Source organism: Mycobacterium sp. IDUB_5, from assembly GCF_055419565.1.
The window spans coordinates 132,634-155,647 of the sequence record NZ_JBVAXX010000006.1; the positions used below are offsets into that span (position 1 = coordinate 132,634).

22 protein-coding genes are annotated in these 23,014 nt (G+C 68.6%); 20 read left to right on the top strand and 2 right to left on the bottom strand.

What is annotated here, in order from left to right; all coding sequences use genetic code 11:
• Nucleotides 1-64: 64 nt before the first annotated feature.
• Genes ACZY1G_RS20595 through ACZY1G_RS20645 form a run of 11 tightly spaced genes read left to right on the top strand, consistent with a single transcriptional unit; the run spans nt 65 to nt 11,658 of the window.
• Nucleotides 65-2,074, top strand: a complete 2,010-nt coding sequence (locus ACZY1G_RS20595) for a dipeptide ABC transporter ATP-binding protein (RefSeq protein WP_463823494.1) — start codon at nt 65-67, stop codon at nt 2,072-2,074.
• Nucleotides 2,074-2,946, top strand: coding sequence for an ABC transporter permease (locus tag ACZY1G_RS20600; protein WP_463823495.1), 873 nt, complete (start codon nt 2,074-2,076; stop codon nt 2,944-2,946). Before ACZY1G_RS20595 ends, ACZY1G_RS20600 begins: the two co-directional genes overlap by 1 nt.
• Nucleotides 2,943-3,947, top strand: a complete 1,005-nt coding sequence (locus tag ACZY1G_RS20605; protein ID WP_463823496.1) for an ABC transporter permease — start codon at nt 2,943-2,945, stop codon at nt 3,945-3,947. The genes ACZY1G_RS20600 and ACZY1G_RS20605 overlap by 4 nt, the downstream gene beginning before the upstream one ends.
• Nucleotides 3,948-4,595, top strand: coding sequence for a cysteine hydrolase family protein (locus tag ACZY1G_RS20610; RefSeq protein ID WP_463817009.1), 648 nt, complete (start codon nt 3,948-3,950; stop codon nt 4,593-4,595).
• Nucleotides 4,592-6,169, top strand: a complete 1,578-nt coding sequence (locus tag ACZY1G_RS20615) for an ABC transporter substrate-binding protein (RefSeq protein ID WP_463823497.1) — start codon at nt 4,592-4,594, stop codon at nt 6,167-6,169. Before ACZY1G_RS20610 ends, ACZY1G_RS20615 begins: the two co-directional genes overlap by 4 nt.
• Nucleotides 6,169-7,008 (top strand): N-acyl homoserine lactonase family protein, encoded by an 840-nt coding sequence (locus tag ACZY1G_RS20620; RefSeq protein WP_463817007.1) that lies wholly within the window; start codon nt 6,169-6,171, stop codon nt 7,006-7,008. Before ACZY1G_RS20615 ends, ACZY1G_RS20620 begins: the two co-directional genes overlap by 1 nt.
• Nucleotides 6,963-8,306, top strand: a complete 1,344-nt coding sequence (allB, locus tag ACZY1G_RS20625) for an allantoinase AllB (protein WP_463823498.1) — start codon at nt 6,963-6,965, stop codon at nt 8,304-8,306. Before ACZY1G_RS20620 ends, allB begins: the two co-directional genes overlap by 46 nt.
• Nucleotides 8,303-9,073: an aspartate/glutamate racemase family protein gene (locus ACZY1G_RS20630; protein ID WP_463817005.1), complete on the top strand. Its 771-nt coding sequence runs from the start codon at nt 8,303-8,305 to the stop codon at nt 9,071-9,073. The genes allB and ACZY1G_RS20630 overlap by 4 nt, the downstream gene beginning before the upstream one ends.
• 13 nt (nt 9,074-9,086) lie before the next feature.
• Entirely contained in the window at nt 9,087-10,106 is a 1,020-nt protein-coding gene (gene alc / locus ACZY1G_RS20635) for an allantoicase (RefSeq protein WP_463817004.1), read from the top strand.
• Nucleotides 10,103-10,618, top strand: coding sequence for a hypothetical protein (locus ACZY1G_RS20640; protein WP_463817003.1), 516 nt, complete (start codon nt 10,103-10,105; stop codon nt 10,616-10,618). Before alc ends, ACZY1G_RS20640 begins: the two co-directional genes overlap by 4 nt.
• A complete protein-coding gene (locus ACZY1G_RS20645; RefSeq protein ID WP_463817001.1) occupies nt 10,615-11,658 on the top strand; it encodes an isopenicillin N synthase family dioxygenase in 1,044 nt (347 codons plus the stop codon). The genes ACZY1G_RS20640 and ACZY1G_RS20645 overlap by 4 nt, the downstream gene beginning before the upstream one ends.
• Here ACZY1G_RS20645 and ACZY1G_RS20650 read toward each other — a convergent pair.
• A complete protein-coding gene (locus ACZY1G_RS20650; RefSeq protein ID WP_463823648.1) occupies nt 11,651-12,784 on the bottom strand; it encodes an iron-siderophore ABC transporter substrate-binding protein in 1,134 nt (377 codons plus the stop codon). The two genes, ACZY1G_RS20645 and ACZY1G_RS20650, sit on opposite strands and share 8 nt — an antisense overlap.
• 228 nt (nt 12,785-13,012) lie before the next feature.
• Here ACZY1G_RS20650 and ctaD point away from each other — a divergent pair, with 228 nt between their 5' ends.
• Both ctaD and serB read left to right on the top strand, forming a co-directional pair.
• Nucleotides 13,013-14,758 carry an aa3-type cytochrome oxidase subunit I gene (ctaD, locus tag ACZY1G_RS20655; protein WP_463817000.1) on the top strand — a complete coding sequence of 582 codons (1,746 nt, stop codon included), beginning with the start codon at nt 13,013-13,015 and terminating at the stop codon, nt 14,756-14,758.
• A gap of 26 nt (nt 14,759-14,784) precedes the next feature.
• Nucleotides 14,785-16,014, top strand: a complete 1,230-nt coding sequence (gene serB, locus ACZY1G_RS20660; RefSeq protein WP_463816999.1) for a phosphoserine phosphatase SerB — start codon at nt 14,785-14,787, stop codon at nt 16,012-16,014.
• A gap of 18 nt (nt 16,015-16,032) precedes the next feature.
• Here the strand turns inward: serB and yczR are convergent, their stop codons facing one another.
• Nucleotides 16,033-17,472, bottom strand: coding sequence for a MocR-like transcription factor YczR (gene yczR, locus ACZY1G_RS20665; RefSeq protein ID WP_463816997.1), 1,440 nt, complete (start codon nt 17,470-17,472; stop codon nt 16,033-16,035).
• Nucleotides 17,473-17,534: 62 nt separating this feature from the next.
• Here yczR and ACZY1G_RS20670 point away from each other — a divergent pair, with 62 nt between their 5' ends.
• The 7 genes from ACZY1G_RS20670 to ACZY1G_RS20700 are packed head-to-tail and all read left to right on the top strand — an operon-like array spanning nt 17,535 to nt 22,989.
• On the top strand, nt 17,535-17,687 hold the full coding sequence (locus ACZY1G_RS20670; RefSeq protein WP_335333498.1) for a hypothetical protein: 153 nt from the start codon (nt 17,535-17,537) through the stop codon (nt 17,685-17,687).
• Nucleotides 17,684-18,373, top strand: a complete 690-nt coding sequence (yczE, locus tag ACZY1G_RS20675; protein ID WP_463816996.1) for a membrane protein YczE — start codon at nt 17,684-17,686, stop codon at nt 18,371-18,373. The genes ACZY1G_RS20670 and yczE overlap by 4 nt, the downstream gene beginning before the upstream one ends.
• Before the next feature lie 13 nt (nt 18,374-18,386).
• Complete coding sequence (locus ACZY1G_RS20680) at nt 18,387-19,235, top strand: ABC transporter ATP-binding protein (RefSeq protein WP_463823499.1); 849 nt, start codon at nt 18,387-18,389, stop codon at nt 19,233-19,235.
• Nucleotides 19,235-20,092, top strand: coding sequence for an NUDIX hydrolase (locus tag ACZY1G_RS20685; protein WP_463823500.1), 858 nt, complete (start codon nt 19,235-19,237; stop codon nt 20,090-20,092). Before ACZY1G_RS20680 ends, ACZY1G_RS20685 begins: the two co-directional genes overlap by 1 nt.
• The gene (locus ACZY1G_RS20690; RefSeq protein ID WP_463816992.1) at nt 20,089-20,754 is read left to right on the top strand and encodes an enoyl-CoA hydratase; all 666 of its coding nucleotides are present in this window, start codon (nt 20,089-20,091) and stop codon (nt 20,752-20,754) included. The genes ACZY1G_RS20685 and ACZY1G_RS20690 overlap by 4 nt, the downstream gene beginning before the upstream one ends.
• Nucleotides 20,755-20,788: 34 nt before the next feature.
• Entirely contained in the window at nt 20,789-21,826 is a 1,038-nt protein-coding gene (locus tag ACZY1G_RS20695; RefSeq protein ID WP_463823501.1) for a class I SAM-dependent methyltransferase, read from the top strand.
• Nucleotides 21,772-22,989, top strand: coding sequence for a THUMP-like domain-containing protein (locus ACZY1G_RS20700; RefSeq protein WP_463817207.1), 1,218 nt, complete (start codon nt 21,772-21,774; stop codon nt 22,987-22,989). The genes ACZY1G_RS20695 and ACZY1G_RS20700 overlap by 55 nt, the downstream gene beginning before the upstream one ends.
• Nucleotides 22,990-23,014 lie beyond the last annotated feature (25 nt).

Here is a 23,014-nt window from a genome sequence, read left to right on the forward strand (position 1 = left end):
AGCTGCGCATCGACGAGCTGCCGCCGCACCCAGACTCATAGCCCGAGACTCCAGGAGCATCCGCGTGGGCACTACCGCATCCACCGTTGCCGACGCGGCAGCAGGCTCGGAGGCGCCTGCCTCCGGATCTCCCGTGGCCACGGTCGCCGACCTGCACGTCACGTTCACCCGCAGGGGGCGCGACGTGCATGCCCTGCGGGGTGTGTCGCTGGCGATCGCGCCGGGCGAGATCGTCGGGCTGGTGGGTGAATCAGGTTCGGGCAAGAGCGTTCTCGGCTTCAGCATGCTGGGGTTGCTCGCCGACGGTGCGCGAGTCCGCGGCCGGGTCCGGGTGGCCGATTCCGACATGCTGCCGGGAATGCCCGGATTCGATTCGAAGAACCTGCGCAAGGTGCGTCGGCTCGACCTGGGTGCGGTGTTCCAGGATCCGATGACGTCGCTGAACCCGACGATGCGCATCGGCAAGCAGGTCGAAGAGGTGGCGGGGAGCCCCGAGGAGGCGCTGCGGCTGCTCACCGCCGTCGGCATCCCCGACCCGAAGTCCCGCATGCGGGCCTTCCCGCACCAGTTGTCGGGAGGTCTGCGCCAGCGCGTGATGATCGCGATCGCGATCGCCGGCGATCCCGAGCTGGTGATCGCCGACGAACCCACCACCGCCCTCGACGTCACCGTGCAGGCTCAGGTGCTGGCCTTGCTGCAGCGGCTGCGCGACGAGATCGGTTGCAGCATCGTGCTGATCACCCACGATCTCGGCGTCGCCGCGCAGATCGCCGACCGCATCGCGGTGCTCTACGCCGGACGAATCGCCGAGATCGGTCCTACCGCACAGGTTCTCGACAGTCCCGCGCATCCCTACACCGCTGGCCTCCTCGGCTCCCGGTTGACGTTGCAGACCGCGCGGGACCGCCGGCTGGCTGCCCTGGCAGGCTCGGTGCCCAGCGCGGTGGATCCGCTGCCGGGGTGCGCGTTCGTTCCCCGGTGTGCCCTCGCCGCGCCGGAGTGCGAGCAGGCCCCGCCGGAGCCGATTGCGGTCGCTCCGGGACGGGTGAGCGCCTGCGTGCGCACCCCCGCGGAGGTCGCCGAGCACTATCGGACGCCCGTCGAGTCCGTCGCTGATCCCGCCCGAACGGAGGCCGTCACGGCCGATGACGCACCGTCGGCCGTCGACCTGCGCGACGTGACGAAGACGTTCACGGTGGCGCGCCGGTGGCTCGACCGCACCACCGGTGCCGGCAAACTCCAGGCGCTGCGCGGGGTTTCGCTGCGTGTCGCGCACGGGGAATCCGTGGCGCTGGTGGGGGAGAGCGGCTCCGGTAAATCGACGCTGCTGCGGGTGATCGCGGGTCTGGAGAAGGCCACCTCGGGCACAGTGCAGCTCCCGAGCGGTCAACGCCCGCAGATGGTGTTCCAGGACGCGGGCGCATCGCTGACGCCCTGGTTGTCGGTCGGCGAGATCATCGGCGAGCGGATCAAGAAGGGCTCACGCGCCCAACGCCGTGCCGCGGTGACCGAGGTTCTCGAACGCGTCGGGCTGCCGGCCGACATCGCCACTGCGCGGGCCGGCCAACTCTCGGGCGGGCAGCGGCAGCGGGTCGCGCTGGCGCGTGCCACCGTGATTCCGCCGTCGGTGCTGCTGTGCGATGAGCCGACCAGCGCGCTGGACGTGTCCCTGGCCGCGTCGGTGCTGAACCTGATCGCCGATCTGCGTCGCTCCCTGAACATGTCGGTCCTGTTCGTCACCCACGACCTGGCGGTGGCGCGCGTCGTCGCCGATCGCATCGCGGTGATGTACTTGGGCCGCATCGTCGAAGTCGGCTACGCCGACGAGGTGATCAGCCGTCCCGCACATCCCTACACGCAAGCGCTGGTCGCCTCCATTCCCGATCTCGGTCGCGAATTGCGTGCGTTGCCAGGGGAACCCGCGAGTCCGCTGGCGCCGCCGGACGGTTGCGCATTCCATCCGCGCTGCCCGATCTCCATCGACGCGTGTGCCGACACGGGCCTCGACGTACGGCTCGAGGGCCGCCCCGGCAGCGCACACCGCGTCGCATGCATCGAACGGAGGGCCGACTGATGGCGTTGGCGGTCCCGATGGCGCCGGTCCGGTCGCGGCGTCCCCTGCGTCTGGTTCGGATGCCCACGTCGACGCTGCCACTGCTGAACTGGATCGGATTCGCCTCGATCTTCGTCGTGACGGCGGTGGCGATCGCAGTGCCGGTGCTCGCGCCGTATGACCCCCTGCTACCGGTCACCATGCCGCTCCAGCCGCCGGGCACCAACGGGTTCCTCCTCGGCACCGACAGCATCGGCCGCGACATTCTGTCGCGAGTGCTCTTCGGGGCGCGCTCCAGCTGGTTCGCCGCTCTGGTCGTCGTCGCCGTCGGGTTGCTCATCGGCGGGCTGATCGGTCTGATCGCCGGAGCAGCAGGGGGCTGGCTCGACTCCGTGCTCATGCGCATTACCGACGCGTTCCTCTCGCTGCCCGCGCCGGTGCTGGCGATCGCCGTGGTCGCCGCGCTCGGACCGGGATTCGTCCACACCCTGATCGCGGTGTCGATCGTGTGGTGGCCGTTCTATGCCCGGCTCGTCCGCGGAGAAGTGGCACGCCTGGCGGCCCGCCCCCACGTGGAGGCCGCCAAACTGGCCGGCGTCAGTCCGATTCGGGTGGCCATCCGGCACCTGCTGCCCGGCGCGCTGCCCAACAGTCTGGTCGCCGCGAGCCTGGACATCGGCACGCTGATACTGACCCTGGCGGCGCTGTCCTTCCTCGGGCTCGGTCAGGCCGCGCCGGCCCCCGAACTGGGCGCCGACTCCGCGCGCAACCTCAGCTACTTCCTGCAGCAGTGGTGGATCCCGGTGATGCCTGGCCTCGCCGTGCTGGTCCTGGCTCTCGTGGGGAACATCGCAGGCGACTGCCTGCGCAACCTGATGAAGGACCGCGCGTGAAGACGTTCGTGATGACGCGGGTCGCCGCGATGCTCGCGATCCTGATCGCGCTGACCGGGGTGTTGTTCGTACTCCAGCACATCTCGCCGCTGGATCCGGTCAAAGCGCAGATGGGGGCGCAGGCCTCCGGTGAGGCCGTCGCGGCGCGCCGGGAGGCGCTGGGCCTCAATGACCCTGTGCTCGTGCAGTTCTGGCACTATCTGACCGGGGCCGCGACCGGCGACCTCGGCACGTCGTATCGAACCAGGCACCCCGTGCTCTCCGATCTCGGCACGTTCTTCCCCGCCACGCTGGAACTGGCGATGTACGGTCTGGCGATCGCGCTGGTGCTCGCCGCCCTGCTCGCTTTCAGCACCACACTGAAATGGCCTGGCGCCCAGGTGTTGCGCGCCATCCTGTTCACCAGTTCGTCGGCGCCGATGTTCCTGCTCGGCATCCTCGGCCTTCTCGTGTTCTACAAGACGCTCGGATGGGTGCCTGCCAACGGCCGCATCGCGCTGGCCGACGTCCCGGACGGACCGACCGGTCTCTTCACAGTCGACGGACTTCTGCACGGCAGATTCGACGTCGTGGCCGACGCGCTGCATCACCTTCTGCTGCCGGCTGTCGTCATCGCACTCGGCCCCGCCGTGGCGATCGGACGGGTGCTGCGCAGCAGCCTGATCGACGACATCGACAGCGACTACGCCAGGACTGCCCGCGCGAAAGGCCTGTCGGAGACCCAGATCATGGCCCGCCACGTCCTGCGCAACTGCGTCGGCGCCGCACTGTCCATGACGGGATTGCAGGTCGGCCTGATGTTCTCCGGCGTCCTCGTGGTCGAGCAGGTGTTCGGCTGGCCGGGGATCGGTCAGTACATCGCGCAGAGCATCCCCGTCGCAGACTTTCCCGCCATCGCCGGCGTCACGCTCATGCTCGGCGCCCTTTATGTCGTCATCAACACGGCCGTGGACCTACTCCAGGCCGCCGCAGACCCCCGCATCGCAGTCACAGGAGGATAGGTGCCGAAACAGCCACTGATCGTGGGCAATCCAGTGCTCGTCGTCGTCGACATGCAGGAGGCCGGCGGGATGCCCGCCGACGAGGTGGGCATCGAACACATGCCCGGCTTCGACGACCGCGTCGCCCGCGCCCAACGCATGATCGACGCCGCCCGCGCGGCCGGCATCCCGATCGTGTTCTTCCAGGAGGTGCACCGGCCCAGCGGCATCGACTTCGGCCGGGAACTCGACGGCGTCGAAGGCGAGCACTGCGTGGACGGCCGCCCGGGCACTCCGCTGCACCCCGCCCTGCTGCCCGACCTCGACGGACCGAACCACGAATTCCACATCGTCAAGCGGCGCTACTCCGGCTTCATCGGCACGGAGTTCGAGATCGTGCTCTCCGGACTCAAGGCCGACACACTGATCCTCATCGGCGGCCTCACCGACGTTTGCGTGCACTACACGTTCGCCGACGCCCACCAGCGTGACTTCTACGTCCGCGTGGTGACCGACTGCGTCGGCGGCTCGACGCAGTACCGCCACGACGCGGCGCTCGATGCGATGGAGTACCTGCAGACCGGTGCGATGCGCACCACCGAGGAGATCCTCGACGCGTTCGCCGAAATCGGTGCAGCGACAAACATTTTGGAAGGAGCGGCACGATGAGCCGACGTCTGAGGTTCGGCGCCGCGCTGGCTGCGCTCGTCCTGACACTGAGTGCCTGCGGCGGATCGGATTCCGGCAGCAGCACGCCCAATGCGGCGCCCACCGACAAGGTGTTGCACCTGTCGTTCCTGCAGGACATCGGCCAGCCGCCGGACCCTGACATCTACTACGCGGGCCAGGGCCTGCTGCTGACCACGAACACCTACGAAGGTCTGCTGCAGTACAAGGCCGGCACCGAGAAGCCCGAACTCGAGCCGCTGCTGGCCACCGAGTGGACCGCCTCACCCGACAACCGGGTCTACACCTTCAAACTGCGCGAGGGCGTGAAGTTCCACGACGGAACACCGTTCACCTCCGCGGCGGTGAAGGCCTCCTTCGACCGGCGGGCCGCGGTCAACCAGGGGCCGGCGTACATGGTCTCCGACATCGAGTCGGTCACCACCCAGGGCGACTACGACGTCACCGTCACGCTCAAGGCGCCCAACTCGGCGTTCCTCGACTACCTGGCCTGTCCGTACGGTCCGAGGATGCTCAGCCCCGTTGGGCTGCAGAAGAACGGGGGCGCCGACAACGCGCAGGGCTACCTGACCTCTCACGATCTGGGCACCGGTCCGTACACGCTGACCGCCGCCGAGGTCGGCTCGAAATACGAGCTGACCGCGTTCGCCGACTACTGGGGCACGAAGCCGTATTTCGAGAAGGTCGAGATGCCGGTGATCACCGACGTCTCGGCGCAGCAGCTGCAGTTCAACAACGGTCAGCTCGCCGCGATCCTGCACGACCTGCCCTCGTCGGCGGTGCAGTCCTACCTCGACAACAAGGCATTCGCCAACTACTCGCTGCCGACCATGATGTCGAACTTCGTCTACATCAATCCCAAGAAGGGGATGATGGCCGACGCGAAGAACCGCAACGCCGTGATGCAAGCCGTCGACGTCGACGAGCTGGTCAAGCAGACCTATTTCGGTCGCGGAAAGAAGGCCGAGCAGATCTACCCGCCGAACGTCATGGAGGCGCAGTACGCCAAGCAATCGGTGACCCACGACCCGTCGGTGCTGTCCGGCATCGCCGCGTCCCTGCCCGCCGACCAGAAGGCCGTCACCATCGGCTACGACTCGTCCAACCCTGACAACCAGCTGATCAGCAATCTGCTCCAAACCCAGCTGGCCGCAGCCGGTCTCACGGCGAAGGTGCAGGCGTACCCGACCTCGGAGATCTACGGGTGGATCGGTGGCGACGGGCAGGCGGGGCCGGAGATCATGACCTACCTCGGGTGGCCGGACGCACCGTCGCCCTACACCTGGGGCCACATCTCCTGGGATGCCGACGGCGGTCTGAACTTCTTCGGTTGCTCCTCCCCGGGAATCACCGATGCGCTGGTCAAGGGCCTGCCCACCGGATCGGACGCCGACTTCTCCACCGCCGGTGAGGAAGCCGTGAAGACGGGTTGCTGGCTCAACGTCGCGGACGTCAACGACTTCATGGTGGCTCAGCCGTGGCTCAAGGGCGTCGAAGCGGCCCACGTCGTGACGAACCCGAATTCGCTGCGCCTGGCGGCATTGTCGGTGGGCTGATGGCGACGCTGACACGGCGCAGCGGGGTACGCCGGATCGTCCTGCTCACCCTGGGGTGGGAGGACCTGCCGAAGTCGGTGTCGGTTCACGGCGCACCGTCGGACATCCGTCTGCGGGAGCCGGTTCCCGGGGTGCTGCTGCAGACCGACGGCGGCTGGGTTCTGCTCGACACCGGGTTCAACACGGCGCTGATCCGCGACCCGCACCTGCGGCGCCGTTATTACCCGAGTGTCGAGTACCAGCCCATCCTGCCCGGGCCGGGGGAGCCGATCGAGGAGTCGTTGTCCGGCATCGGAATCGACGTCGACGACATCCGGGTGGTGGCCGTCTCGCACCTGCACACCGATCATGCCGGCGGGCTGAAACTGTTCGCCGGCAAGGTGCCGGTGCACGCCCAGCGGCGCGAGGTGGAGTACGGCCTGGCCAATCATCCGGAGCCCGAACGGCATGCGATCTTCCGGGTCGACTTCGACGACCCGACGATCGACTGGCAACTCGCCGACGGCGAGGCCGACATCGCCCCCGGTGTCACCGCGATCCCCACGTACGGGCACACCCCGGGGCATCAGAGCTTCGTCGTCGAACTCGACGAGACCGTCTGCGAGGCAGGGAGGCCCGCCGGCTACGTCTTCGCGTTCGACGCGGCCGACCTCATGGAGAACATCGAGGGCGAGTTGCCGGTCGGCGGCTTCATCGACGTCGACCCCGCCGACACGGTGGAACCCATCCGGCGGCTCAAGAGACTGGCCCAGGAGAAGGAGTATCCGCTGATCCCCGGCCATGATCCGCACGTGTGGCCGGAGATGACACGGCACTTCGACGAGCGGTTCCCGCGGTGATCGACCTGGTTCTGCGGGCCGATCGGGCGCTGATCGACGGCGAGATCCGGCCGGCATCGGTGGCTGTGGCGCGCGGTTTCGTCGTCGACGTCGGTGTCCGCGATGCCGCCTACGACACCCGCGCCGAGATCTCCGTCACGCCGGGTGCGGTGCTGCTACCGGGATTCGTCGACACCCATGTCCACGTCAGTGAACCCGGGCCCGACTGGGAAGGGTTCGCGAGCGCGACCGAGGCCGCCGCGCGCGCCGGCATCACGACGCTGGTCGACATGCCGCTGGATTCGCTGCCGGTCACCACGACCGTCGCCGCATTGGGCGCGAAAAGGGCGGTGGCACAGGGCCGATGTCACGTCGCCGTCGGGTACTGGGCCGGAGTGGTGCCCGAGAACGTCGGCGCGTTGCGGCCGCTGGCCGACGCGGGAGTGCGCGGGTTCAAGTGTTTCCTCGCCGACTCCGGCAACCCGCATTTCGGCCGTCTCACACCGGAGGAGTTCGCGGCCGCCGCCCGCGAGATCGCCGACCTGGGATCGGTGTTGCTGGTGCACGCGGAGGATCACGACGTCGTGGCCGGGAGCGCGCCCCCATCGGGCCCGTCCTACACGTCGTTCCTGGCATCCCGTCCGGCGGCTGCCGAGGTCGGCGCCGTCGAGCTGGCTGTCGCGGTGGCGCGCGACACCGGAGCGCGTATCCACATCGTGCACGTGTCGAGCGCTGAGACTGTCGAGGTCCTTGCCGCCGCCAAAGCGGCCGGTGTCACCGTGACCGCTGAGACATGTCCGCATTACCTGACGTTCGCCGCCGACCAGATTCCCGCGGGGGGAACACAGTTCGCGGTCTGCCCGCCGATCCGCCGCAGTGACGACCGTGATGCGCTGTGGGCCGCGCTGGCCGGCGGAACCCTTGACATGGTGGTCTCGGATCACTCGCCGTGCGCGCCGGCACTCAAGGGGTCCGGCGATTTCGGCGCCGCGTTCGGGGGTATCAGCTCGCTTCAGGTGAGCCCCCGCGCCGTCTGGACCCAAGCCGCGCAACGCGGTGTCGGGCTGGCCGAGTTGAGCCGATGGATGTCGGAGCGGCCCGCGCGGCTGGCGGGCTGGACCGACCGTGGCAGCATCGCCGCAGGAGCCCGCGCCGACCTGTGCGCTTTCGACCCCGACGCCACCGAACCCGTGGTCGCGGCACATCTGCGGCACCGGCACCCTCTGACTCCGTACGACGGCATGGTCCTGCGTGGCCGTGTCCTCGGGACGTGGGTGGAGGGCAGGCCGGTCTACGAGGCTGCGGGGGTGACGGCGTGAGACTGCTCGTCCTCAACCCCAACACGTCGGTGTCGATGGCCGGTGAGATCGCCTCAGCGGCCACCGCAGCGGCCCACCCTGGTACCGAGATCATCTGTCGGAGTGCGCCATTCGGGGCCACCGCCATCGACTCCGCAGCGGAGAGCTACCTGTCGGCGGTCGCGGTGATGGATCTCGTCGCGACCCTGCAGGAGGCGGGGGAGTTCGACTTCGACGCCGTGGTCCTCGCGGGATTCGGCGAGCACGGCCGCGACGCGCTCGCCGAGATGCTGACCGTTCCCGTGTTCGACATCGCCGAGTGCGCCGCCCATGTCGCCCACCTGATCGGGCGCCGCTTCTCCGTGGTGACGACGTTGGCCAGGTCGATCGCGCCGATCGAGGACCGGCTGCTGCTGGCCGGTCTGGACGCGCACTGTGCGTCCGTCCGGGCCTGCGGTCTGGGCACCGCCGAGGTGGACGCGGACCCGGCAGGCGCGGTCCGCGCCATCGTGGCCGAGGCGGCGCGCGCCGTCGCCGAAGACGGCGCCGACGTCATCTGCCTCGGCTGCGCGGGCATGGCCGGGGTGACCGCTGCCATCTCCACACACGTCGGAGTGCCCGCGGTCGACGGCGTCGCAGCGGCCGTCGCGCTGGCCCAGGCGGTGGTGGGCCTCGGACTGTCGACCAGCAAGGTCGGCGTGTACGCGCCTGGGCCGGCCAACCCACGAAGCCACTGGCCCCTGTCGGCGGCACTGGGGCATTCGATCATGAACGGGCAGGGCTCATGAATTCACAGAACTCATGAATCCAAAGAACGACGTCGACCTCGCGTCACGGATCCTCGGCGGAAGCGTCGTCGCCGCCAGCGACGAATCGTTCGGCGTCAAAGAACGTCTCGTCGACCCGGCAGAACCCGCCTTCGTTCCCGGCACCTACGACCTGCGTGGCGAGGTGGTCGACGGGTGGGAGACACGACGCCACGCCGGGCCCGAGGGTGACTGGGCGATTGTCAGGCTCGGCGCCCCCGGCGTAGTGCACACCGTGGACGTCGACACCCGGTTCTTCTCGGGAAATCACCCGACCGCGTGCCGGGTGGATGCCTGCGTCCTCGGCCTCGCCCAGGACCCGACGGCCTCCACAGTGGACTGGGCACCGCTGACGGAATGGACCGCGCTCAAACCTGATTCGGCCAACAAGCTGCCGGTGACCGATCGCCGGCGGTGGACGCACGTTCGGCTCAGGCTCGCCTCTGACGGCGGGGTGGCCCGGCTGCGCGTCTACGGCACGGTCCTTCCCGACCCGGCCGAATTCTGTGACGTCAGCATCGAGGTGTCCGGGCTGGAACAGGGTGGTCGCGTCGAATGGTCCAGCGACAGTTTCTATTCCGATGCCAGTGCGTTGATCCGACCGGACCGGCCCCGCACGATGGGTGATGGCTGGGAGACACGCAGGCGCCGCGACGTCGGGCCCGAGACGCACGACGCGGTCCTGATCTCGTTCGCGGTGCCGACGGATCTGCGACGCCTCGAGGTCGACACCTCGTGGTTCGTGTTCAATTCCTCCCGCGAAGTGTCGGTGCTGGCCAGCCGCCACCGTCCGGACCTCAACGGCTGGGCGAGGGTGCCGTTCGACGTGCCGGTGCTGGACCGCACGCCGCTGGCGGCCGATACGCGGCACCGATTCGCGGTGGCCGTCGACGACGTCTGCGCGTTGCGGGTGCAGGCCTATCCAGACGGCGGGCTCGCCCGCGTCAGAGCGATCGGCACGCCGACACCCGCGGGTATGCAGAGCCTCCGCGCCCGCTGGGAGGAGGCTCGATGACCGAGGTATCGGCACAGGACTGCATCGGACTCTGGCGGCGCGTGCTGCTGGTGCCGGCCGAAGGGCCGCCGGACACCTCCACCGATGTGCTGTGGCTGCAGGGACCGACCGGTTACGTGGACACCCGCGGCTTCGCCGGCGCCCTGTCCCAGAGCGACGACGTCTTCAGCTGGCATCGCGACGTCGACACCGAACCGACCGAGCTCCCGGATGCCGGCCGAATGCGTTGGGAAGACAGCACATTGATCGAGACCGGGGTTCACGAACGCTACACCGAGCACTGGGTCCGCGAGTACGGGCCGGCCGAACCCGCCGGCGCGCTGTTCCTGTCTGCCGGTGCCGAGCGCGCCGTCCTGGTGCGCGTGGGCCGGCTGATCGGATGGGCGACCGCCGCAGGCGCCCTGGTCGCTGACGCGGAGCGGATTCAGGGCTGGCCGTGCCATGAGGACCACATCGTCGCCGACGGTGTGCGCTGGACGATCACCGCACGAGAAGGAGTCACGACATCGTGAGCAGCGCAACGTCTTTCACATCGATACCCATCATCGACATCAGCGGTCTGCGCTCGGAGGAGCCCACCGATCGGGAGGGGGTCGCGGCATCGATCGGGGCCGCCGCCCGCGACATCGGCTTCTTCTACATCAGCGGATCGGGCATCGACGAGGCCCTCTTCGATCAGCTGCTGGCAGCCACGAAAGCATTCTTCGCCCTGCCGCTGGAGGAGAAGATGCGCAGCTACATCGGCCTGTCCGGATGCCATCGCGGCTATGTTCCGATCGGTGAGGAAGGGGTCGAATCCGGCGTCGGTGACTTCAAGGAAGCCTTCGACACCGGGCTGGATCTGCCCGCCGACGATCCCGAATACCTCAGCGGTAACCCGATGCTCGGGCCGAACACCTGGCCCGCGGTGCCGGGTTTCGCGGCGGCGGTCACCGCTTACTACGACGCGATCATGGCCGTCGGGCATCGGTTGCTCCGCGCGTTCGCGGTGGCCCTCGGCGAGGATCCGGACGTCTTCTCCCGCCACACCACCAAGCCCCCGAGTCAGCTGCGGCTGGTGCACTACCCCTACAACTCGGACGCCAGTGACGCGCCCGGGATCGGCGCGCACACCGATTACGAATGCTTCACCTTGCTCAAGCCGACGGCGCCCGGGCTGGAAGTGCAGAACGGCGCCGGCGAGTGGATCGACGTACCGCCGATCGAGGGCACCTACGTGGTCAACATCGGTGATCTGCTCGAGCTGTGGACCAACGGGGTGTACGTGGCCACCAGCCATCGGGTCCGGCGCGTCGCCGAGGAGCGTTACTCCTTTCCGCTGTTCTTCAATGTCGACTACGACACCCAGGTCGCCCCTCTTGCGCAGTTCGCCAACGCGGGTACGGTGGCGCGGCCTGCGCTGCGGGCGGGTGAGCACCTGTTCGCCCAGACGGCCCAGACGTTCGCTTATCTCCGCCGGCGCATCGAGTCCGGTGAGCTGGTCCTGCCCGACGGCGCACTGGAGCCCAACCAGTTCGGGCAGCAGGCGCGCCACCACGACCGCATCAGTTGATCGGAGCGTTGACCAGTCGAAGATCGGCCATGATGCCGCGGGCGGCGACGATTCCTTCGCCCGTCTGCCAGATCTCGTTGTTGACCGCGTACACGCGGTTGTCGCGGTTGGCCGACAACTTCCTCCAGGCGTCGCTGTTCATCACCTTCGGAGCCCGCTCCCGCGCCTCGGCCGTCGCGAACGAGACGTAGACGATGTCCCCGTCGGCGGCGGAGAAGTCGGGCGAGCCCGAGAGATCGGCGTCGGAGATTCCCACCTCGACGTAGGGCTTGTCCGAAAACCGTTGTGAGGCAGGACGATCTACGCCCACATCGGCGAGGATGCTGCCGGGGAAGTTGTCGGTGCCGAACACCCGCATGGTGGTATCGGTGAACTGCACCACCGAGGCCTGGAAATGCACGGCGTCAGTGTCGGTGCCGACCCGGTCGGCCTGGCGGTCGAAATCCTCGACGAGCCGGTTGGCGGCGTCGAGCCGACCCGTCGCGGCGCCGACGGCGCGGAGATCGTCTTTCCACGCCGTACCGGGCGGACCGGTGAACACCGTCGGTGCGATCTGCGCGAGTGCCGGATGCTCTGAGGGGGTGAGCCCCACCGAGCCGAGGATGAGGTCGGGCCGCGCCCCGCGAATGGCCTCGAGGTCTGGATCGGTGCGGCTTCCGGCGGCCGGCAGCTCGTGGATCGCGGTGCCGAGATAGGACGGTTGGTCGGGAGAGCCGTCAGGCAGTGCGGCGGCGACGACGCGGGACTGCAGCCCCAGGGCGCAGAGCGCGTCGAGCTGGTCGCCGGCGAGCGCCACGATGCGTTGCGGATCGGCGACGACGGTCGTGGTGTCCGCTATCGGGGGAGTGATGGCATGGCCCGTGGCGTTGCGCACCTCCCGCTCGGGCGGTCCGTCATCGAGTGGTGCGGGCTCGGGAGCGCAGGATTCGTCCGGCCGGCGGTCGTTGCCGAGCACCCCGGCACTGGCGATGCGGGTGGTGCTGGTGACGATCGACGTCGGATCGGCCCCTGGCGCCGCGGGCTGATCCGATTGGCCACACCCGGACAGGAGGGCCGTCAGTGCCGTGCCGAGCGCGATCACGGGCAGGCGGACCGCGCCTGGTCGGCGGGTCCGTGCTGCTGCCATCGAGACGCCCATCGACACGACGCCGACGGTAACACCCGGTGTCCTCCAGGAGGCTCCCGATGCTGGTCACGCGGGTCGGCGGCGTCGCAACTGACATGATTACGACAGTTTGTAGGACCACCCCGACTTCCGTCGGGTTCGGGGGTTAGGATTGCGGTCGAACTTCACCGGGAAAGCGTGTCGGCAAGCCTGTGCCATCCCGGTGCGTCAGGAAGGTTGGAGGACCAATTGGTAGCCGAAGCGCCCCCAATCGGAGAACTCGAGGCACGGCGTCCTTTCCCGTCGCGCATCGGGCCCAAAGGCAACCTGATCTACAAGCTCATCACCACCACCGATCACAAGCTGATCGGCATCATGTACTGCGTCGCGTGCTTCGCCTTCTTCCTCATCGGCGGGCTGATGGCGCTGTTCATCCGCACCGAACTCGCGGTGCCGGGTCTGCAGTTCCTGTCCAACGAGCAGTACAACCAGCTGTTCACCATGCACGGCACGGTGATGCTGCTGTTCTACGCGACCCCCATCGTGTTCGGGTTCGCCAACCTGGTGCTGCCTCTGCAGATCGGCGCCCCTGACGTCGCGTTCCCGCGGCTCAACGCATTCTCCTTCTGGCTGTTCCTCTTCGGCGCCACGATCGCGATCGCCGGCTTCATCACCCCCGGTGGCGCCGCGGACTTCGGCTGGACGGCGTACTCGCCGCTGACCGACTCGATCCACTCGCCCGGCGCAGGCGGCGACCTCTGGATCATGGGTCTGGCCGTCGGCGGTCTGGGCACCATCCTCGGCGCGGTCAACATGATCACCACCGTCGTGTGCATGCGCGCCCCCGGCATGACGATGTTCCGGATGCCGATCTTCACCTGGAACATCCTCGTGACGTCGATCCTGGTGCTGCTGGCGTTCCCGCTGCTGACCGCTGCACTCTTCGGGCTCGCCGCCGACCGACACCTCGGCGCGCACGTCTACGACCCGGCCAACGGCGGTGTGCTGCTCTGGCAACACCTGTTCTGGTTCTTCGGCCATCCCGAGGTGTACATCATCGCGCTGCCGTTCTTCGGCATCGTCAGCGAGATCTTCCCGGTGTTCAGCCGCAAGCCGATCTTCGGCTACACCACGCTGATCTACGCCACGCTCGGCATCGCAGCCCTGTCGGTCGCGGTGTGGGCGCACCACATGTACGCCACCGGTGCCGTGCTGCTTCCGTTCTTCTCGTTCATGACGTTCCTGATCGCGGTGCCCACGGGCATCAAGTTCTTCAACTGGATCGGCACGATGTGGAAGGGGCAGCTGACCTTCGAGACACCGATGCTGTTCTCGGTCGGGTTCATCGTCACGTTCCTGCTCGGTGGTCTGTCGGGTGTGCTGCTGGCCAGCCCGCCGCTGGACTTCCACGTCACCGACAGCTACTTCGTGATCGCGCACTTCCACTACGTGCTGTTCGGCACCATCGTGTTCGCGACCTACGCCGGCATCTACTTCTGGTTCCCGAAGATGATCGGCCGCCTGCTCGACGAGCGGCTGGGCAAGGTGCACTTCTGGCTGACGTTCATCGGCTTCCATACGACGTTCCTGGTCCAGCACTGGCTCGGTGACGAGGGCATGCCCCGCCGGTACGCCGACTACCTGCCCAGCGACGGGTTCACCACGTTGAACATCGTGTCGACGATCGGTGCGTTCATCCTCGGCCTGTCGACGCTGCCGTTCCTGTGGAACATTTTCAAGAGCTGGCGTTACGGCGAGCCCGTGATGGTCGACGACCCCTGGGGTTACGGCAACTCCTTGGAGTGGGCCACCAGCTGCCCGCCGCCGCGGCACAACTTCACCGAGCTGCCCCGGATCCGGTCCGAGCGGCCCGCGTTCGAGTTGCACTATCCCCACATGGTGGAGCGCATGCGGCGGGAGGCCCACGTAGGGCGCGCGCACGGACCCGAAGACGGCGACGTGACGCGGATCGACGACGTCGAAGTTCGCAGCTGACTTCCGCGCGCTCGGACGTTGCGGGGGTGACCACGCCTAAGGTGTCGGTGCTCATCACCGTCACCGGCCGAGACAAGCCGGGTGTCACGTCGGCGCTGTTCGAGGTGCTCTCCTCACACGACGTGGAGCTGCTGAACGTCGAGCAGGTGGTCGTCCGCGGTCGTCTCACGCTCGCTGTCCTGGTGGCGGGACCGGCCGATGCTGCGGGCGGGATCACGCTGCGCGATGAGGTGCAGAAGGCCATCTGGGACGTCGGGCTCGACGTGACGATCGAGGGTAGCGACGGTCTGCCTGTCCTGCGTCAGCCCTCCACCCACACCATCGTCGTGCTCGGCCGACCCATCACCGCAGGGGCTTTCGGCGTCGTGGCGCGCGAGGCCGCTGCACTGGGCGTCAACATCGACACCATCCGCGGCGTATCGGACTATCCGGTGACCGGTTTGGAGTTGCGCGTCTCGGTGCCCACCGGCGCATATCGGAAACTGCAGACCGTCCTCGCCAAAGTCAGTGCCGAGCAGGCCGTCGACATCGCGGTCGAGGACTACAGCCTGTCGCGCCGGGCCAAGCGTCTGATCGTCTTCGACGTCGACTCCACGCTGATCCAGGGTGAGGTGATCGAGATGCTGGCCGCGCGGGCCGGGGTGGAGGCAAAGGTCGCCCAGATCACCGAGGCCGCGATGCGCGGAGAACTGGACTTCGAGGAGTCGCTGCGCGAACGGGTCGCGACGCTGGCCGGGCTTCCCGCGGCCGTCGTCGACGAGGTGGCCGACCAGATCGAGCTCACCCCCGGTGCCCGCACCACATTGCGCACTCTGCGCCGACTCGGTTACCACTGCGGTGTCGTCTCCGGCGGTTTCCGACAGGTCATCGAACCTCTCGCCGAAGACCTGATGCTCGATTTCGTTGCCGCCAACCACCTCGAGATCGTCGACGGCGTGTTGACCGGTCGCGTGACCGGCACGGTGGTGGACCGCCCAGGCAAGGCAAAGGCGTTGCGAGACTTCGCGGCTCAATTCGGTGTCCCCATGGAGCAGACGGTCGCGGTCGGGGACGGCGCCAACGACATCGACATGCTGACCGCCGCCGGTCTGGGCGTGGCCTTCAACGCCAAGCCCGCGCTACGTGAGGTGGCCGACGCCTCGCTGAGTCACCCCTATCTCGACACGGTGCTGTTCATCCTCGGCATCACCCGCGGTGAGATCGAGGCCGCGGATGCTCTCGACGGTATGGTGCGCCGGGTCGACATCCCGGACTGAGTCAGACGAGAACTGCGCTCAGACGACCACTGCGGCCGGTTCGGTGGGGGCCGATCCGGTCACCGTTCGCCAGGCCCTCGCCAGCAGCGCGATCGATTCGGTGAGCTGATCGTCGGGCAACGTGAAGGGCACGCGGATGAACCGCTCGAGCGTGCCGTCCACGCCGAAGCGGGGGCCGGGAGGGATCTCCAGACCCATCCGCGACGCAGCCGCCGACAACGCCGAACTCATCGGCGCCGGCAACCGCACCCACACCGACATCCCACCCGTTCCGGGCGCGGGCCGCCAGTCAGGCAGATGCTCGCTCAGCAGGTCGAGCAGCAGCGCGCGCCGGGCCCGCAGGATCTCCCGCCGTTCCGGGAGCACCTCGTTCTCGACTGCCAAAAGCCTTGCCGCAGCCAGCTGTTCGAACACCGGGGTGCCCATGTCGATCGCGGGACGCAGCGCCGCGACCGTCGCCAAGGTGGTGCGCTCGGCGCGGATCCAGCCGATTCGCAGCCCGCCCCAGAACGACTTCGACATCGAGCCGACTGTGAGCACGAGTTCTCTGCCCGTCGTCATCGACGCCGCGAACGGCGGCGGCACCTGCTCGTCGAGCCACATGTCGGTGATGGTCTCGTCGATGATCGTGCGGGTGCGCGTATCGGCGATGATCTGCGCGAGGCGGCGCCGCCCTGCCGGCGGCAGCGTCAATCCGGTCGGGTTGTGGTTGTCGGGAATCAGGTATGCCAGGCTCGGCATCAACTGCCGGATGGCCGCGTCCACGGCGTCGAGCTCCCAGCCGGTGGAGGTCATCGCGACGGGCACCGGCCGCACACCGCGGGTGGCCATCGCCGCGAGTCCGCCGTGGTAGGTGGGCTGTTCGACGAGCACCCGATCGTCGGGTTGGGTGTAGGTGGCCAGGATCAGCCCGATCGCATGCAGCGCACCGGTGGTCACCATGATCTCGTCAGGATCGGTGGGAAGTCCTCTGGCGCAATATCTTTCGGCGATCGCCTCGCGTAGGGCCGGCACGCCGCGCAGTTCGATGCCAATATCGCGCAGATAGGGGGTGATCAGGTCGGCCGCCTCGGAGTAGGCCTGCGACACCAGCGCGGCGGGGGCGGAGAGTGTTGCGGCGGCCAAGTTGGCGGTCGGGATGGTCAGCGAGGGCGCTGCCGGCGCGACAGGCAGCGCTGTCGTGCTGCGCGCTCCCTGCCTGGCGTTGAGGTAGCCGTCCTCGCGGAGCTGGGTGTACGCGGCGGTCACGGTGGTCCGGGAGACATGCAGCGCTTCGGCCAGTGCGCGCTCGCTGGGCAGCCGCGCCCCGATCGGGATGCGGCCGTCCACGATCAACAACCGGATGGCGTCGGACAGGCCGTGATAGGCCGGTCCGGCGCGACTGGACGTGCGCCAGTTACCCAGTTCGCGGCACAGAAGGTCCACATCGAGGGATCTGGCAGTCATGGAAGCGGTCATTGAGGCCAGTATTGCCCAACTGGCTATTGATAAGCAAGCCAGTCGGGCCAGAAGATGGCGGCATGACTCACTGGATATCTCGACTGGCCCTCAGGCTGGCTGATCTGTACTACCTACCGTCGATCGGGGGGACGCTCGACGAGCGGGACTCCGACGCCCGCCGCATGCGCACCGAACTGGACGCGATACGCATGCACTTCCCCGACCACTCGTGAAGGCCGCAGTCGGCAGGGGAGCCGTGCGGGGTGCCGTGTTGCTCGCCGGGCTCACCGGCTACGGCACCTCCATGGCGATGATGGTGCGCGCCGGTCTCGGACTGGACCCCTGGGACGTCTTCCATCAGGGACTGGCTCTACGTACCGGCATGACGATCGGCACCGCGTCGGCGGTGGTCGGGGTGGCGGTGCTGCTCGCCTGGATCCCGCTGCGCAACCGGCCCGGTATCGGCACCGTCGCCAACGTCGTCGTCATCGCCGTGACCGTCGACGTCGCACTGTCCTTCATCACGGCGCCGCAGTCCCTCCCGGCGCGGGTTGCGCTGATGGTGGGGGCGGTGGTCTTCAACGCTGTGAGCACGGTGCTCTACATCGGGGCTGGGCTCGGACCCGGCCCACGGGACGGCTTGATGACGGGACTGGTGGGCGCCACCGGCCGATCGGTGCGCCTGGTCCGCACCACGATCGAGGTCACCGTGCTGGCGCTCGGCTGGCTTCTCGGCGGCACCGTCGGCGTCGGAACTCTGGCCTATGCCTTCGGCATCGGACCGCTGGTGCAACTGTTCGTCCGCCTCACCCCGCAGCGGCTCCTCGCCGCGAGTGGATGGGCGCAGGTTCGCCGACCGGTCACCGCCGCCGATGCGGGCCCGCTCGCCGAGGCGCGCGGGCAGTGCACGGCGAGCTGACTACGATGAGCGGGTGCCTGCCGACCCCCGTGATGAAGAACCAGCAGCCGATCAAGACCTGCTCATCGACTTCACGAAGGTCACGTTGCGGCGCAACGGGCGGGTTCTCGTCGGACCCGTCACCTGGTCGGTGGAGCTCGACGAGCGGTGGGTGATCGTCGGTCCGAACGGGGCCGGGAAGACGTCGCTGCTGCGCATCGCCGCGGCGATGGAACACCCGTCGTCAGGCACCGCCCACATCCTCGGTGAGCGACTCGGGCGAGTGGACATGTCGGAGCTGCGGGCCCGGATCGGGCTGAGTAGTGCTTCCCTCGCCCAGCGGGTGCCCGACGACGAGATCGTGCGCGACCTCGTGGTGTCGGCGGGCTACGCGGTGCTCGGCCGGTGGCGCGAGAAATACGACGACCTCGACTACGCCCAGGCGCTCGACATGCTCGAAAGCGTCGGCGGCGAGCACCTGGCCGACCGGACGTACGGCACGCTGTCGGAGGGTGAGCGCAAACGGGTGCTGATCGCCCGCGCGCTGATGACCGATCCTGAGCTCCTGCTGCTCGACGAGCCGGCCGCCGGCCTGGATCTCGGCGGCCGCGAGGAACTCGTGGCCCGCCTCAGCGACCTCGCACTGGACCCGGACGCGCCCGCGATGGTGCTGGTCACCCACCATGTCGAGGAGATCCCACCCGGTTTCTCCCACTGCCTGATCCTGTCCGAGGGTGCGGTCGTCGATGCCGGCCTGCTGACCGACGTCCTGACCGCCGACAATCTGTCCACCGCGTTCGGTCAGTCGATCGCGCTGGACCTGATCGACGGCCGTTACTTCGCGCGCCGCACGCGCAGCCGAGCCGCGCACAGGAGGCGTTGATGGCTTCGTCGACGAATTCCGACGATCCGCTGGTCCCGCGGCCTGCCGCGACCGTGATGCTGGTGCGGGACACGCGCCAAGGCATCGCAGGCGGCATTGAAGTCTTCCTGATGCGCCGGCACGCGGCGATGGAGTTCGTCGCCGGGGTCATGGTGTTTCCCGGCGGCGGGGTCGACGACCGCGATCGCAACGCCGACATCGCCTGGCACGGACCTCACCCGAGCTGGTGGGCGCAGCGCTTCGGCGTCGACAGCGAGCTCGCCGAGGCGCTCGTGTGCGCTGCCGCACGGGAGACGTTCGAAGAATCCGGGGTGCTGTTCGCGGGGTCGGCCGACGATCCCGACCTGCTCGTCGACGACGCCTCGGTGTATCGCGAACAGCGGGCCGCGCTGGAGAGCAAGCAGCTGTCGTTCGGCGAGTTCCTGCGTGCCGAGAATCTGGTGCTGCGCTCTGATCTGCTGCGGCCGTGGGCGAACTGGGTCACGCCGAAGGAAGAGCGCACCCGCCGCTACGACACCTACTTCTTCGTCGGCGCGCTTCCTGCGGGGCAGCGCGCTGACGGCGACAACACCGAAACCGACGAGGCGGGCTGGGTGACTCCGGAGGCCGCCCTCGACGATTTCGCGGAGGGGCGCAGCTTCCTGCTCCCGCCGACGTGGACGCAGCTCGATGCGCTGGCCGGCCGTAGCGTGGCCGAGGTTCTCGCCGTCGAGCGGCAGATCACCGCGATCGAGCCGACGCTGGCAGCGAAGCCGGGCGGAAACTGGGAGATCGAGTTCTTCAACAGCGACCGCTACAACGCCGCCCGCAACCGCCGCGCCCCCCAGGGCCACACCGACGCCGCTCCGCAACCGTGAGGGAGTTCGTCAGTGTCCACACCGGCAGCGATCAGGCCCACGACGAGCCCCGGATCGCGACGCTACTGCTCTCGCGTCCGCCGACCAATGCGCTGACCCGCCAGGTCTACAGGGAGCTCGCCGACGCCGCCAACGAGCTGGGGGAGCGGTCCGATCTCGCCGCCATCATCGTCTTCGGTGGCCATGAGATCTTTTCCGCCGGCGAAGACATGCCCGAGCTGCAGACCCTCACCGGCGAGGAGGCCGCGGTCGCGGCGCAACTGTGCGAGACAGCGGTCGAGGCGCTCGCCCGGATGCCGCGCCCGACGATCGCCGCTGTCACCGGCTACGCCCTCGGTGCAGGGCTGGCCCTCGCACTGGCCGCCGACTGGCGGGTCAGTGGTGACAATGCGAAGTTCGGAGCGACGGAGATCCTGGCAGGGATGGTTCCCGCCGCCGGTGGTGCAGCGCGCCTCACCGCGGCGGTCGGTCCCAGCAAGGCCCGCGACCTGGTGTTCACCGGTCGTTTCGTGGACGCGCGGGAAGCGCTCGAGCTCGGCCTTGTCGACGAGCTGGTGTCACCGGACGGCGTGTACGACGCCGCCCTGTCGAGGGCGCGCCGCTTCCTCGACTACCCGCCCGATGCGCTGGCTGCGGCCAAGGCCGCCTTCGACCGGCCATGACCGGCCTCCGCCTCAGAGCGTTAGGCTGCCCTGCATGACGACAACGAAGGAACCCGGCGCCCAGTCTGATGTCGCCGACCCGGCTCCGAACCCTGATGTCGCCGACCCGGCTCCGACGCCGCACGCGACCAAGGAGCAGGTCGACGCCGCGATGCACGACACCAAGCTCGCCCAGGTGCTCTACCACGACTGGGAAGCCGAGACCTACGACGAGAAGTGGTCGATCTCCTACGACCAGCGCTGCGTCGACTACGCCCGTGGCCGCTTCGACGCCGCGGTGCCCGAGGAAGTACAGCGGCAGCTGCCCTACGACCGCGCGCTGGAGCTGGGCTGCGGGACCGGGTTCTTCCTGCTCAACCTGATCCAGGCCGGGGTCGCCCGGCGCGGGTCGGTGACCGACCTGTCCCCGGGCATGGTGAAGGTGGCCACCCGCAACGGCCAGTCTCTCGGGCTGGACATCGACGGCCGCGTCGCCGACGCCGAGGGGATCCCCTACCCGGACGACACATTCGACCTGGTGGTCGGGCACGCGGTGCTGCACCACATCCCCGACGTCGAGCTGTCGCTGCGCGAGGTCGTGCGCGTGCTCAAGCCGGGCGGCCGCTTCGTGTTCGCGGGGGAGCCGACCACTGTGGGCAACCGCTACGCCCGCGAACTGTCGACGTTGACCTGGCGGATCGCCACCAACGTCACGAAGCTGCCGATGCTCTCGGGCTGGCGTCGCCCGCAGGCCGAGCTCGACGAGTCCTCACGGGCTGCAGCACTCGAGGCGGTCGTCGATCTGCACACCTTCGACCCGAGCGACCTCGAGCGCATGGCGACCGGCGCCGGCGCCGTCGAGGTGCGCACGGCCAGTGAGGAATTCACTGCGGCGATGCTCGGCTGGCCGGTCCGGACGTTCGAGGCGGCAGTGCCTCCCGGACGCCTCGGCTGGGGCTGGGCCAAATTCGCGTTCTCCAGCTGGACGACGTTGTCGTGGGTGGACTCCACCGTGTGGCGCCGGGTCGTGCCCAAGGGCTGGTTCTACAACGTGATGATCACGGGGGTCAAGCCGGGCGGCGCATCGTCGTAGCGTTCGGACTCGACGATGTTCGCTTCCTGCGCACCGAATCCGGTCGGCAGGCGCTCGCCGAGGTCGACCTGCTGGACCTGACCGCCACCACCTTGGTCACCGATGTGGCAACGGCGCGAAAGCAATTCGGCGAGCGTGCCGCGGTGCTGGTGGAGACCGTGCGTCTGCGGCGCAAGGCCGCCGCCAAATTCGACGGCGCGGCGCAGTGGCTGTTCACCGACGAGGCGCTGCAGCAGGCCACCGCGGCGCCGGTCGCCGCTCATCGCGCGCGACGGCTCGTCGGCGCAGCCGTGCACGACGCCACCTGTTCGATCGGTTCCGAGCTTGTGGCGCTTGCGGATTCGGCAGCATCGGTGATGGGCAGTGATCTCGATCCGGTCCGGCTGGCGATGGCGCGCCACAACGTCGGCGCCCGGGTGCCGCTCTGCCGCGCCGACGTGCTGCACCCCGTCAGTAGGGATGCGGTCATCCTCGCCGACCCCGCGCGGCGAACCGGATCGTCGCGCCGCTTCGACCCCCGCGCCTACCAGCCGCCCCTCGATGATCTGCTCGAAGCACTGGCCGACCGTGATCACGCGGTGAAGTGCGCTCCGGGAATCGATTTCGACGTCGTCGAGGAGATGGGTTTCACCGGGGAGATCGAGGTGACCTCACTCGCCGGGAGCGTGCGGGAGGCGTGCCTGTGGTCCCCGGGCTTGACGAGAGACCGGGTGCGCCGACGCGCGACGGTCCTCGACACCGGGGAGCAGGTCGTCGACACCGACCCCGACGACTGCGGCGTCGCGCCGGCAGGCCGCTGGCTGGTCGACCCCGACGGGGCGGTCGTGCGCGCAGGCCTGGTGCGCCACTACGCGGCGCGGCACGGGCTCTGGCAGATCGATCCCGACATCGCCTACCTGTCCGGGGACGGGCTGCCCGACGGCGTGCGCGGATTCGAGGTGCTCGAGCAACTCGCCTACAGCGAACGCCACCTGCGCCAGGCGCTTTCGGCGCGCGCAGTGGGCGCGGTCGAATTCCTGGTCCGCGGTGTGGACGTCGATCCCGACGCTCTGCGCAAACGCATGCGGCTGCGCGGCGCGGAGCGGGCATCGGTCGTCATCACCCGTCTCGGTTCCGGAGCCTCAAGCAGGGCAACGGCATTCATATGCCGTCCGTCACGGTGAACCCTCACGTACCCTGGCGGTGAAC

Bases quoted from the DNA above. Each gene is read 5' to 3' on its own strand.
- ACZY1G_RS20650 (WP_463823648.1), bottom strand. From the start codon at position 12,784: ATGGCAGCAGCACGGACCCGCCGACCAGGCGCGGTCCGCCTGCCCGTG.
- alc (WP_463817004.1), top strand. From the start codon at position 9,087: ATGAATCCAAAGAACGACGTCGACCTCGCGTCACGGATCCTCGGCGGA.
- ACZY1G_RS20615 (WP_463823497.1), top strand. From the start codon at position 4,592: ATGAGCCGACGTCTGAGGTTCGGCGCCGCGCTGGCTGCGCTCGTCCTG.
- ACZY1G_RS20670 (WP_335333498.1), top strand. From the start codon at position 17,535: ATGACTCACTGGATATCTCGACTGGCCCTCAGGCTGGCTGATCTGTAC.
- yczR (WP_463816997.1), bottom strand. From the start codon at position 17,472: ATGACCGCTTCCATGACTGCCAGATCCCTCGATGTGGACCTTCTGTGC.
- ACZY1G_RS20620 (WP_463817007.1), top strand. From the start codon at position 6,169: ATGGCGACGCTGACACGGCGCAGCGGGGTACGCCGGATCGTCCTGCTC.
- ACZY1G_RS20640 (WP_463817003.1), top strand. From the start codon at position 10,103: ATGACCGAGGTATCGGCACAGGACTGCATCGGACTCTGGCGGCGCGTG.
- ACZY1G_RS20600 (WP_463823495.1), top strand. From the start codon at position 2,074: ATGGCGTTGGCGGTCCCGATGGCGCCGGTCCGGTCGCGGCGTCCCCTG.
- ACZY1G_RS20695 (WP_463823501.1), top strand. From the start codon at position 20,789: ATGACGACAACGAAGGAACCCGGCGCCCAGTCTGATGTCGCCGACCCG.
- ACZY1G_RS20685 (WP_463823500.1), top strand. From the start codon at position 19,235: ATGGCTTCGTCGACGAATTCCGACGATCCGCTGGTCCCGCGGCCTGCC.